The following is an 11,166-nucleotide window of genomic DNA, read 5'->3' as shown; positions in this document are numbered from 1 at the left end:
TCGGAGAAAAATTTCTGGCAAACTGTTTGTAAAGGCACGATGAGGTCTCTTCTGTTTTGTTAGCGCAACCAGTAGATCACACTTTATCGTGCCTTTCACTTTTTTCTGGGGATACCTCAGCCCTGTGGGAGAGGGTTAGGGTGAGGGGGCCACTGTTTTGCTCTGTGTTTTCGCCAAGAGCACAGAGCAAAACATAATAATCCCCATTCTCTACAGGCTCGGGGAAGCACGGTAAAACCGGCAAAAATCAGGTCGAGACATCGAAAGCGCCCGCAAGGCGTTTAATTAGGAATACAACAGATGTGTGGAATTGTAGGTGCAGTAGCGCAACGTGATATCGCCGAGATCCTGTTGGAAGGTTTACGTCGTCTGGAATACCGGGGCTACGACTCGGCCGGTCTGGCCGTGGTGGACAGCGAGGGCAACGTCAGCCGTTTACGTCGTGTCGGCAAGGTACAAAAACTGGCTGAGGCAGCGGAACAACAAGATTTACATGGCGGAACCGGGATTGCCCACACTCGCTGGGCGACGCACGGTGAGCCTTCAGAGGCAAATGCGCATCCTCATGTTTCAGATTACATTGCTGTAGTGCATAACGGCATTATCGAAAACTACGAACCACTGCGTGAACAGCTGATTGAGCGTGGTTATCGCTTCAGCTCTGAAACCGATACCGAGGTGATTGCTCACCTGGTGCATTGGGAACAGCAGCAGGGCGGTACTCTGCTGGAAGTTGTTCAGCGTGTGATCCCGCAACTGCGTGGCGCTTATGGCACCGTGGTGATGGATAGCCGCGATCCGAGCGTATTGGTTGCAGCCCGTTCCGGTAGTCCGCTGGTAATTGGCCGTGGCGTGGGCGAGAACTTTATTGCCTCCGACCAACTGGCGCTGCTACCGGTCACCCGCCGCTTTATCTTCCTGGAAGAAGGCGATGTGGTGGAAGTCACCCGCCGTACAGTGAGCATCTTTGACAAGCAGGGTAATGCCATCGAGCGCCCAGAGATTGAATCTCAGGTGCAATACGACGCTGGCGATAAAGGCGCGTACCGTCATTACATGCAAAAAGAGATTTTTGAACAGCCAATGGCGCTGAAAAACACCCTTGAAGGGCGTTTCAGCCATGGCAAGATCGACCTGAGCGAGCTTGGCCCGCATGCTGATGAACTGCTGGCAAAGGTGCAGCATGTGCAGATCATCGCCTGTGGGACGTCTTACCACTCCGGGATGGTGGCTCGTTACTGGTTTGAGTCGTTGGCCGGTGTGCCTTGTGACGTTGAGATCGCTTCTGAGTTCCGTTACCGCAAGTCAGCGGTGCGCCCGGGCAGCCTGATCATCACCCTGTCTCAATCCGGTGAGACCGCCGATACGTTGGCGGCACTGCGCCTGTCCAAAGAGCTGGGTTATTTAGGCTCTCTGGCGGTGTGTAACGTGGCGGGCTCCTCGCTGGTGCGTGAATCCGATCTGGCGCTGATGACCAAGGCCGGTACCGAAATCGGTGTCGCCTCCACCAAGGCTTTCACCACCCAGCTTGCCGTGTTGCTGATGCTGGTGGCGCGTCTGGGCCGTCTGAAAGGGATGGCGGAAAGCGTAGAGCATGACATCGTGCACGGTCTGCAAGCACTGCCTGCGCGTATCGAGCAGATGCTGTCGCTGGACAAGAGTATCGAAGCGTTGGCAGAAGGCTTCTCTGATAAGCATCATGCGCTATTCCTTGGCCGTGGCGATCAATACCCGATCGCGATGGAAGGGGCGCTGAAGCTCAAAGAGATCTCCTATATTCACGCTGAGGCGTACGCCGCCGGTGAGCTCAAGCACGGCCCGCTAGCGCTGATCGATGCCGACATGCCGGTGATCGTGGTGGCGCCTAACAACGAGCTGTTGGAGAAGCTGAAATCCAATATCGAAGAGGTGCGTGCCCGTGGCGGCCAGCTGTATGTGTTTGCCGATCAGGATGCCGGTTTCGTCAGCAGCGAAGGGATGACCATCATCCCACTGCCGCACGTGGAAGAAATCGTTGCACCTATCTTCTATACCGTGCCGTTGCAGCTGTTGTCCTATTACGTGGCGCTGATTAAAGGCACCGACGTGGATCAGCCGCGTAACCTGGCGAAATCCGTTACCGTTGAGTAATCGCTAACTCCCCTGTGGTGAATACCGTGTTTTGCTGCAAAACACGGTATTTTTTTAGCTTCATTTTCACCAATAACGCTATGATTGGCTAAAGATGCCGCAGGGAAGGAAACGCGTTCGCAATGAATATTTTGATCACCGGAGCACGAGCTCCGGTAGCGGTTGAGTGGGCGCGCATTGCGTTGCGCAGTGGACACCGCGTCTGGTTGGCCGACAGCCTGTCCTGGCCGCTTGGCCGATTTTTACAAGGGATTGAAGGCTATCTTCGGCTTCCTTCCCCACGTAAAGACATTGCAGGCTACCAGCAGACGCTGCAAGGCTATCTCAACGATCATGATATCAAGCTGCTGATCCCGACCTGCGAAGAGATCTTCTACCTGTCTCAAGCGTTTGCCGCGTATATCGGGCCTACCGAGTGGCTGTTGCCTGAACGACAGTTGCTGTTTGAACTGCATCATAAGTCCCAAAGCCTGGGCCTGTTAACGGGATTGGGTGAGGTGCAGACTCCTGCGACCCGGCTCCTGACCTCCTGCGGGCAAATTGTTGACGATCCCCAGACCATTTTGAAGCCGGTGTATTCGCGCTTCGGCCGTAAAGTGATCCGCACGCCAAAACCTGGGTCTTTAAACGATCGGCAACTCAATGAACGCATTCCCTGGGTACAACAGCAAAAGTTAACCGGAACGGCCTTATGTAATTATGCGGTGTTTGACCATGGCAGATTAATCGCGCATCAAGCCTATCAACCCAAATACTGCTTTAATCAGGCCGCTGGCAGTTACTTTGTTCCCTATCAGGATCGTCGACTGGATGATTTTGTTCATCAGTTTGGGGAAAGAACCGGTTTTCACGGCCAGGCGGCGTTTGATTTTATCGAACAGGATGGGGTGATTTTTGTGATCGAGTGCAATCCCAGAGCCACCAGCGGCCTGCATTTGTTGGGCGCTCAGTTGTCCATCGCTGCTGATGGCCACTTGCATTACCAGCCAGCACCGACCAAGGCGGGACATATGGGCGTGATCGTGCTGTTATTCTTTGCCGGGCAGGCTTGGCGCGAAAAGCAGTTAGCGACGCTATGGCAGGATTTTCGCCAAGCGCCCAATCTGCTCAGCGATCAACGTTGGCCGATCCGTGTCGGAGCACAGTGGTGTGCACTGTTGGAGATGGGGTACCGTAGCTTGCGCTATCGGCGGCCTCTTACCGATGCCAGCACTTTTGACATCGAATGGGACGGCTAGCATGGAGCAAGTTAATCATTGGCAGAGACGGCAACTGGCTCTGTTGCAACAGCCAGGCATGATCGCCAACCTGCAGACCTCGATGACCGGGTATCAACAGGATGGTCTCTGCATACCGGCGACGGTCAATGATTACGTGCCCGGTAATTGTTACGTGGTTTCCCCGCTGGCGCTGATCGTCGATTACGCCCGGGATGAAATGATCAAAATCGATAACGGCGTGCTGCGGGCGCTGTGCAACGGACTGACGCTGGTACTGAAATGGCCCTTATTGCTGGCGCACGTCGATCGGCTCCAGGTGCTGAATAATCAGTGCCTTTCCACCAATTTGACCAGCAGCCACTGGCAATCCCTGGATACCGACGCGTTGCGGCAACAGGCATTGCGGCGTTATCCTCAGCATACGTTGATGATCCGCTCGCTAAACGATCGGCAGAACCCAGAGCTGTTGGCAAAGCTCTCCCGCCAAGGCTGGCTACCTGTCGTCAGCCGTCAGGTTTACTGCCAGGACGATCCTTTACGCTGGTGGGGGAAAATCAACGCCCGGCGAGATGACAAACTGCTGCATCAGAAGGAATGGCAGTTCAAACGGTTATCAGCCGATGCTCCCGAGCAGATGCAGTGTGCCGAACGCCTGTATAACCAGCTCTATCTGGAAAAATACAGTCGTCAGAATGTGCAGTTTACCGCCGGTTATTTTGCTCAGGCTTCACAGCTTGGTTTGCTGCAATTGTACGGCTTGTTCCACCAGCAGCAAATTATGGGCGTGGTGGGAATGGTGCAGTTGGAACAGACGGTAACGGTGCCTATCGTAGGTTATCGAACAGAGTTACCCGCATCACTGGCCTTGTATCGCCGTCTGATTGCCTTTGCTTTGCGCTACAGTATGGACCGCAAGCTGTTGCTTAATTTGAGCTCTGGCGCGCCAGATTTTAAGCGGGTACGCGGTTGCCAGCCGGTGATTGAATACAGCATGGTTTATGTGCGGCATCTGAATCGGTATCAGCGTGGGATCTGGGCGGTGATTTCCTGGCTTTCCCGCAAGCTGTATCAGCCGTTGCTGAAGCGCTATCAGTTATGAAGGTTAATCCGCTTGAAAAATCCGGTGATGCCGTTCAAAAAGCACACCGGATTTTTTATGACTGGATCGGAGCAAGGGTTAGCCTCTGTTTGACGGTCATTACAAGGCAGCTAACGTATCCAACGTCATTGGGTCTTTTTCAACCATACGGATCAAAAGAAGTGCCTGTTTGTTAGGTTTGGCTCTGCCCTGTTCCCAGTTTTGATAAGTAGTAACGCCGGTGTGCAAGTAATCCGCAAAAACGGCTTGCGAAAGACGCAGTTTTTCACGTATTGCTTTTAGCTCGTCTGGTGACATAGAGATGTTTTTTTTCAGTGATACGGCGTGGGTTTTAAGCGTAATTTTACCCTCATTGTAATCACTCCAATCTTTCATCCCCTGGGACAGTTCTTCAAAAAGGCTGAGTTTGCTCATAAGGTGCCCCCCTGTTTCAATATTTCCAACATCTTACGCAGCATCTCGCGTTCGTTGCGGCTAAGGTCATCTTTTTTGTCTTTATCGTAAATGACAAAGAGCAAAAAATGAGACTTTTCAAACCACCAATAATAGATCACCCGCAAGCCACCCCGTTTACCTTTGCCACGACGGTGATCCGCAAATCTGACCTTCCTTAACCCGCCAGTGTGCTGGATAACATCACCGCAGAACGGGTTATTCAGCAGCATCAGCTGGAATGCCTTGAATTCATCATCGGAAAGATAGTCAGCACGCTTTGCTGCAAAAATACTTAACTCAACAAATATAGCATCCATAACCAGATATCTCCCTGCAACTTGGGGACACTCTACCCCCAAGTTGGGCATACCTCAAGGGTGATATGCTGATTTTTTTACGGCTTTTGACAATATGACAAACGAATAAAAAAAGAGCAAAAATCGCTCATATTCAGAGAGATAATGCCGTGGCAGGCAGATTTTTTCTGATTGTTTTTTGCCTGTAAATAACTTTATCTGTTTGATTTTAATCTAATAAATATCAATCCATGCACACTGTAATATAACTGTCATATTTCGTACATTTAACTGTCACCAAACTGTCCTATTTTCCCTCCTGCAGCAATACTTACTCTGATGAAAACGACCAAGGTCGATTTATTAAATATCCCACCAGGAGTGGATTATGAAACTGATGCGTACCACCGTCGCCAGTATTGTGGCAGCGACTTTCTCTCTGGCCTCTGTCTCCGCCTTCGCTGCTGCTAGCCTGACCGGTGCAGGTGCGACATTCCCCGCGCCGGTGTATGCCAAGTGGGCAGATTCTTATCAGAAAGAAACCGGCAACAAGGTCAACTATCAGGGGATCGGTTCCTCTGGCGGCGTGAAGCAGATCATCGCTAACACCGTTGACTTTGGTGCTTCCGATGCTCCGCTGTCCGACGAAAAACTGGCTGCGGACGGCCTGTTCCAGTTCCCGACCGTCATCGGTGGCGTGGTGCTGGCAGTCAACATTCCGGGCATCAAATCCGGCGAACTGACTCTGGATGGTCAAACCCTGGGTGATATCTACCTGGGTAACATCAAAAAATGGAATGACCCGGCAATCGTCAAGCTGAACCCGGGCGTCAAGCTGCCGGATCAGGCTATCGCCGTGGTGCGTCGTGCTGATGGTTCAGGGACTTCTTTCGTCTTCACCAGCTATCTGGCCAAGGCTAACGCGCAGTGGAAAGAGAAAATTGGCGCGGGTTCCACCGTTAACTGGCCAACCGGTCTGGGCGGCAAGGGCAACGACGGCATCGCCGCGTTCGTTCAGCGTCTGCCAGGCTCTATCGGTTATGTTGAATACGCTTACGCCAAGCAGAACAACCTGGCCTACACTAAATTAGTGTCTGCCGATGGCAAAGCGGTTAGCCCGACCGAAGAAAGCTTCAGCGCCGCAGCCAAAGGCGTGGATTGGAGCAAAACCTTCGCTCAGGACCTGACCAACCAGAAAGGCGACAACGTCTGGCCAATCACTTCCACCACCTTCATCCTGGTCCACAAAGAACAGAAGAAGCCTGAGCAGGGCGCCGAAGTGCTGAAGTTCTTTGACTGGGCTTACAAAACCGGTGCCAAGCAGGCCAGCGACCTGGATTACGCCGCTCTGCCAGCCGAAGTGGTTGAGCAAATCCGTGCTGCCTGGAAGACCAATATCAAAGACAGCTCCGGTAAGGCTTTGTTCTAACAGCGCAGGGGGTGCGGTTTACCGCGCCTCTACCTGATATGTCGGGCCTGGCATGCCGGGCCCTCCAAGCTTTAAACAGAAGAGTAATCTATGGCTGAGTACAAGCCGACCATTAAAGCACCGAGTAAAAACGGTGATCTCATCTTCAGCGCGCTGGTCAGACTGGCGGCGCTGATTACCTTATTGTTGCTGGGTGGCATCATTGTCTCGCTGATTATTGCCTCCTGGCCGAGCATGCAGAAGTTCGGTTTTGCCTTCCTGTGGACCAAAGAGTGGGATGCGCCAGCCGAACAGTTTGGTGCGCTGGTCCCGATCTACGGCACGGTCGTCACCTCGCTGATTGCACTGATTATCGCCGTGCCGGTCAGTTTTGGTATTGCCCTGTTCCTGACCGAGTTGGCCCCTAACTGGCTCAAGCGCCCATTGGGGATCGCAATAGAACTGTTGGCGGCGATCCCAAGTATCGTTTACGGCATGTGGGGCCTGTTCGTGTTTGCCCCGCTGTTCGCCAAATATTTCCAGACCCCGGTAGGAGAGGTGCTGTCCGGCATCCCGATCGTGGGTGAGCTGTTCTCCGGCCCGGCGTTTGGTATCGGCATTCTGGCTGCCGGCGTGATCCTGGCCATCATGATTATTCCTTACATTGCGGCGGTGATGCGCGATGTGTTCGAACAAACCCCGGTGATGATGAAAGAGTCGGCCTACGGCATTGGCTGTACCACCTGGGAAGTGATCTGGCGCATCGTGCTGCCGTTCACCAAAAACGGCGTGATCGGCGGCGTGATGCTCGGTTTGGGACGTGCCTTGGGGGAAACCATGGCGGTGACCTTTATTATCGGTAACACCTACCAGCTCGACAGCTTCTCACTGTATATGCCGGGCAACAGCATCACCTCGGCACTGGCCAACGAGTTCGCCGAAGCGGAGTCCGGGTTGCATACCTCGGCGTTGATGCAACTGGGTCTGATCCTGTTTGTGATCACCTTTATCGTCCTGGCGCTGTCGAAGTTGATGGTCATGCGTCTGGCCAAGCGTGAGGGCCGCTAACATGGCAACGATGGATATGCAAAACCCGCTGGCACTGGCGGAAAGCCGCCGCAAAATGCAGGCCTGGCGTCGGCAGAAAAACCGTCTGGCGTTGTTGCTGTCGATGGCGACCATGGTATTTGGTCTGTTCTGGCTGGTGTGGATCCTGTTCTCGACCATCACCAAGGGCATCGACGGCATGTCGCTGGCGCTGTTTACCGAGATGACACCGCCGCCGAATACGGCGGGTGGCGGCTTGGCTAACGCCATCGCGGGTAGTGGCTTGTTGATCCTGTGGGCGACCATCTTCGGTACTCCGTTGGGCATCATGGCGGGGATTTACCTGGCGGAATATGGCCGTAAATCCTGGCTGGCGGAAGTGATCCGCTTTATCAACGATATTCTGTTATCCGCGCCATCGATCGTCGTGGGCCTGTTCGTCTACACCGTGGTGGTGGCGAAGATGGAACACTTCTCCGGTTGGGCGGGGATTATTGCGCTGGCCCTGTTGCAGATCCCGATTGTGATCCGCACCACCGAGAACATGCTCAAACTGGTACCGGACACGCTGCGTGAAGCGGCCTATGCGCTGGGTACGCCGAAGTGGCGCATGATTTCCGCCATTACGCTGAAAGCGTCGGTGTCCGGTATCATCACCGGCGTATTGCTGGCGATTGCGCGTATCGCCGGGGAAACCGCTCCGTTGCTGTTTACCTCGCTGTCGAATCAGTTCTGGAGCACCGATCTGATGCAGCCGATCGCCAACCTGCCGGTCACCATTTTCAAGTTTGCCATGAGCCCGTTTGCCGAATGGCAACAGCTGGCCTGGGCCGGGGTGCTGTTAATCACCCTGTGCGTACTGTTACTGAATATCCTGGCGCGTGTGGTTTTCGCCAAGAAAAAGCATTCATAAAAATTTAAGAGAGAAGTCTTGATGAGTATGGTTGACTCCACTTCCAGCAGCAAAATTCAGGTACGCGATCTGAACTTTTACTATGGCAAATTCCATGCGCTGAAAAACATCACGCTGGATATCGCCAAGAACAAGGTGACCGCGTTTATCGGCCCGTCTGGCTGCGGCAAATCGACGCTGCTGCGGACCTTCAACAAGATGTACCAGCTCTACCCCGAGCAGCGTGCCGAAGGCGATATCCTGCTGGATGGGCAAAACATCCTGACGGATAACTCGGATATTGCGCTGCTGCGTGCCAAGGTGGGCATGGTGTTCCAAAAGCCAACGCCGTTCCCGATGTCGATTTACGACAACATTGCCTTCGGCGTGCGCCTGTTTGAGAAGCTGTCCCGTGCGGATATGGACGAGCGCGTTCAGTGGGCGCTGACCAAGGCAGCACTGTGGAACGAAACCAAGGACAAGCTGCACCAAAGTGGTTACAGCCTGTCCGGCGGCCAGCAGCAACGCCTGTGCATTGCACGCGGCATTGCCATCCGTCCAGAGGTACTGTTGCTGGATGAGCCTTGTTCGGCGCTGGATCCGATTTCCACCGGCAAAATTGAAGAGTTGATCAGCGAGCTGAAGTCTGACTACACCGTGGTGATTGTGACCCACAACATGCAGCAGGCGGCGCGTTGTTCCGACTCCACCGCATTTATGTATCTGGGTGAGTTGATCGAGTTCAGCGATACTGACACTCTGTTTACCGCGCCACAGAAGAAGCAGACCGAAGACTACATTACTGGCCGCTATGGTTGATTAGGATGCATCATGGATAACCTGAATTTAAACAAACACATTTCCGGCCAGTTCAATGCTGAACTCGAGCATATCCGCACCCAGGTGCTGACCATGGGCGGCCTGGTGGAGCAGCAACTGACCGACGCCATTACCGCGATGCACAACCAGGACGGCGAACTGGCCAAGCAGGTGATCGAAGGCGATGCCAAGGTCAATATGATGGAAGTGGCGATCGATGAAGCCTGCGTGCGCATTATTGCCAAACGTCAGCCGACCGCCAGCGATCTGCGCCTGGTGATGGCGATCATCAAGACCATCTCCGAGCTGGAACGCATCGGCGACGTAGCGGACAAGATCTGTCGTACCGCGCTGGAGAAGTTCTCGCATCAGCATCAGCCATTGCTGGTCAGCCTGGAATCGCTGGGCCGCCATACCGTGCAGATGCTGCATGACGTGCTGGATGCGTTTGCGCGTATGGATCTGGATGAGGCGATCCGGATTTACCGCGAAGACAAGAAGGTCGATCAGGAATATGAGGGCATCGTGCGTCAGCTGATGACCTACATGATGGAAGATACGCGCACCATTCCGAGCGTGTTAACGGCGCTGTTCTGTGCCCGCTCTATCGAGCGTATCGGCGATCGCTGCCAGAATATCTGCGAATTTATCTTCTATTTCGTCAAAGGCCAGGATTTCCGTCATATCGGTGGCGATGCGCTAGACAAGCTGTTGTCAGACGGTAAAGACGATAAAAAAGACTGATTTCTTCGCTACTGAAAAATCCCATCGGACTCACAACGTAGGGCGCTGCAGGCTGCGCCCGTTTAACCCTTATGCCGTTTAAAGGCCCTAAAATTAAAAAGGTTATAACTATAGCGTTTTATATTATTTCCTGACCTAAGTGAGGCTTGCTAGCTTATCAGCCAGCGGGACATCAATCACTTGGGAGCCTTTCATGAAACAGCGCGTTTTAGCCTTAACTCTGTTAGCCAGCCTGACCAGCCTTGCCACCGGCGTGGCCCATGCCGATAAACTCGACGATATCAAACAAGCCGGCGTAGTGCGTATCGCAGTATTCGATAGCAACCCACCGTTTGGTTATGTCGATCCGCAGAGCAAAAAGCTGGTGGGTTACGACGTGGACGTGGCCGAAGCTATTGGTAAAGCGCTGGGCGTCAAGGTTGAATTGCGTGCCACCAACCCGGCTAACCGCATTCCATTGCTGGTGTCCAAAAAGGTTGATCTGATCGCGGCCAACTTCACCATCACCGACGAACGCGCCAAAGAGGTGAACTTTAGCGTACCGTATTTTGCTACCGGCCAGAAATTCATTGCCCATAAAGGCGTGCTGAAGACCCCAGAAGATATCAAGAAGCTGCGCATCGGCGCAGATAAAGGCACCGTGCAGGAAATTACCCTGCGTGAGCACTATCCAACGGCTAAAGTGATCTCTTACGACGATACCCCATTGGCGTTTGTTGCCCTGCGTAACGGCAACGTTCAGGCCATCACCCAGGATGACGCCAAATTGGTTGGCCTGCTGGGCAACCTGCCTGCCGCACAAAAAGCCGATTTTGAAATATCGCCGTTCAGTATCACTAAAGAGTACCAGGGCGTTGGCGTGCCGAAAGGCGAAGATCGCCTGACGGCGACCATCAACGATACCTTGATCAAGCTGGAGCAAGAGGGTGATGCGGTGAAGATTTACGATCGCTGGTTCGGCCCGGAAACCAAAACCGCCCAACCGCGTGGCGATTTTAAGATCGGCCCGTTGGATCAGCAACCTAAAGCCTAATCTTCCTTCCCCCTCTTCGCGGTTTTTACAGTGGCGGAGAGGG

The 11,166-nt window shown here is 53.5% G+C and carries 11 protein-coding genes; 9 read left to right on the top strand and 2 right to left on the bottom strand.

The annotated features are described in order from the left end of the window. Positions 1-300 precede the first annotated feature (300 nt). From glmS to ACRDCA_RS23500, 3 genes are all read left to right on the top strand, one after another. Complete coding sequence (glmS, locus tag ACRDCA_RS23510) at positions 301-2,130, top strand: glutamine--fructose-6-phosphate transaminase (isomerizing) (RefSeq protein ID WP_438691693.1); 1,830 nt, start codon at positions 301-303, stop codon at positions 2,128-2,130. A 122-nt stretch (positions 2,131-2,252) separates the two neighbouring features. Then, positions 2,253-3,368: a hypothetical protein gene (locus ACRDCA_RS23505; protein WP_438691692.1), complete on the top strand. Its 1,116-nt coding sequence runs from the start codon at positions 2,253-2,255 to the stop codon at positions 3,366-3,368. Position 3,369: 1 nt separating this feature from the next. Beyond that, positions 3,370-4,449 (top strand): hypothetical protein, encoded by a 1,080-nt coding sequence (locus ACRDCA_RS23500; protein WP_438691691.1) that lies wholly within the window; start codon positions 3,370-3,372, stop codon positions 4,447-4,449. Between the two features lie 99 nt (positions 4,450-4,548). On the opposite strand, the gene ACRDCA_RS23495 is transcribed toward ACRDCA_RS23500, so the two are convergent. After that, positions 4,549-4,863 (bottom strand): helix-turn-helix domain-containing protein, encoded by a 315-nt coding sequence (locus ACRDCA_RS23495; protein ID WP_025123125.1) that lies wholly within the window; start codon positions 4,861-4,863, stop codon positions 4,549-4,551. After that, entirely contained in the window at positions 4,860-5,201 is a 342-nt protein-coding gene (locus ACRDCA_RS23490) for a toxin (RefSeq protein ID WP_438691690.1), read from the bottom strand. Before ACRDCA_RS23490 ends, ACRDCA_RS23495 begins: the two co-directional genes overlap by 4 nt. A 367-nt stretch (positions 5,202-5,568) precedes the next feature. Here ACRDCA_RS23490 and pstS point away from each other — a divergent pair, with 367 nt between their 5' ends. The 6 genes from pstS to ACRDCA_RS23460 all read left to right on the top strand — a co-directional run bounded on the left by pstS (position 5,569) and on the right by ACRDCA_RS23460 (position 11,123). Next, positions 5,569-6,609, top strand: coding sequence for a phosphate ABC transporter substrate-binding protein PstS (gene pstS / locus ACRDCA_RS23485; protein ID WP_411755478.1), 1,041 nt, complete (start codon positions 5,569-5,571; stop codon positions 6,607-6,609). A gap of 90 nt (positions 6,610-6,699) precedes the next feature. Beyond that, complete coding sequence (gene pstC, locus ACRDCA_RS23480; RefSeq protein WP_438691689.1) at positions 6,700-7,656, top strand: phosphate ABC transporter permease PstC; 957 nt, start codon at positions 6,700-6,702, stop codon at positions 7,654-7,656. Position 7,657: 1 nt separating this feature from the next. Then, positions 7,658-8,548 (top strand): phosphate ABC transporter permease PstA, encoded by an 891-nt coding sequence (pstA, locus tag ACRDCA_RS23475; RefSeq protein ID WP_438691688.1) that lies wholly within the window; start codon positions 7,658-7,660, stop codon positions 8,546-8,548. A 27-nt stretch (positions 8,549-8,575) separates the two neighbouring features. Beyond that, positions 8,576-9,346, top strand: coding sequence for a phosphate ABC transporter ATP-binding protein PstB (gene pstB / locus ACRDCA_RS23470; protein WP_438691699.1), 771 nt, complete (start codon positions 8,576-8,578; stop codon positions 9,344-9,346). A gap of 12 nt (positions 9,347-9,358) precedes the next feature. After that, complete coding sequence (phoU, locus tag ACRDCA_RS23465) at positions 9,359-10,090, top strand: phosphate signaling complex protein PhoU (RefSeq protein WP_438691687.1); 732 nt, start codon at positions 9,359-9,361, stop codon at positions 10,088-10,090. Between the two features lie 193 nt (positions 10,091-10,283). Then, a complete protein-coding gene (locus ACRDCA_RS23460; RefSeq protein ID WP_438691686.1) occupies positions 10,284-11,123 on the top strand; it encodes an ABC transporter substrate-binding protein in 840 nt (279 codons plus the stop codon). The last annotated feature ends 43 nt before the right edge of the window (positions 11,124-11,166 follow it).

Source organism: Serratia sp. (in: enterobacteria) (assembly GCF_051654945.1).
Taxonomy (GTDB): Bacteria; Pseudomonadota; Gammaproteobacteria; order Enterobacterales; family Enterobacteriaceae; genus Chania.
Note: the sequence above shows the minus strand (reverse complement) of the source record. Positions and strands in the feature narration are given on the sequence as shown.